We start from the raw sequence: 764 nt of genomic DNA, 5'->3' as shown, positions 1-764 counted from the left end.
TTTATTCTTACATAATGTTAGGATAAGATAAAGCCGGTGTAGCTCAACTGGTAGAGCAACTGACTTGTAATCAGTAGGTTGGGGGTTCAAGTCCTCTTGCCGGCACCACTTTTTTATGGTAAGATAGACAAGCCGCTTTTAAAGCGAGCCATTAGCTCAGTTGGTAGAGCATCTGACTTTTAATCAGAGGGTCGAAGGTTCGAGTCCTTCATGGCTCACCATTGTCATGCGGGTGTGGCGGAATTGGCAGACGCGCTAGACTTAGGATCTAGTGTCTTTATGACGTGGGGGTTCAAGTCCCTTCACCCGCATTGCCAAATAAAATAAAGGAATCCTGTAATGCGGAAGTAGTTCAGTGGTAGAACACCACCTTGCCAAGGTGGGGGTCGCGGGTTCGAATCCCGTCTTCCGCTTATACCATCCACGCCGGGGTGGTGGAATTGGCAGACACACAGGACTTAAAATCCTGCGGTAGGTGACTACCGTGCCGGTTCAAGTCCGGCCCTCGGCATATAAAATAAGCGCCCGTAGCTCAATTGGATAGAGCGTTTGACTACGGATCAAAAGGTTAGGGGTTCGACTCCTCTCGGGCGCGCCATTTAGATCGGGAAGTAGCTCAGCTTGGTAGAGCACTTGGTTTGGGACCAAGGGGTCGCAGGTTCGAATCCTGTCTTCCCGACCAGCTTTTATGGGGCCTTAGCTCAGCTGGGAGAGCGCCTGCCTTGCACGCAGGAGGTCAGCGGTTCGATCCCGCTAGGCTCCAC

At 51.7% G+C, this 764-nt stretch carries 8 tRNA genes; all 8 read left to right on the top strand.

The features are described from left to right. Positions 1-32 precede the first annotated feature (32 nt). Positions 33-108: transfer RNA gene (locus tag LC033_RS16635), tRNA-Thr, on the top strand. Positions 109-145: 37 nt separating this feature from the next. Next, positions 146-221 (top strand) — tRNA-Lys (locus LC033_RS16630). Positions 222-228: 7 nt separating this feature from the next. Continuing rightward, positions 229-311: transfer RNA gene (locus LC033_RS16625), tRNA-Leu, on the top strand. 30 nt (positions 312-341) lie between these two features. Beyond that, a tRNA-Gly gene (locus LC033_RS16620) sits at positions 342-413 on the top strand. A 12-nt stretch (positions 414-425) separates the two neighbouring features. Further along, a tRNA-Leu gene (locus LC033_RS16615) sits at positions 426-511 on the top strand. A gap of 10 nt (positions 512-521) precedes the next feature. After that, positions 522-598 (top strand) — tRNA-Arg (locus LC033_RS16610). Between the two features lie 7 nt (positions 599-605). Beyond that, positions 606-682: transfer RNA gene (locus LC033_RS16605), tRNA-Pro, on the top strand. A gap of 8 nt (positions 683-690) precedes the next feature. Continuing rightward, positions 691-763: transfer RNA gene (locus tag LC033_RS16600), tRNA-Ala, on the top strand. Position 764 lies beyond the last annotated feature (1 nt).

Origin of the sequence: Bacillus stratosphericus, from assembly GCF_020524495.1 — a bacterium.
GTDB classification, from domain to species: Bacteria; Bacillota; Bacilli; order Bacillales; family Bacillaceae; genus Bacillus; species Bacillus stratosphericus_B.
The sequence above is the reverse complement of the archived record's forward strand: the minus strand, read 5'-3'. Positions and strand labels throughout refer to the sequence as shown.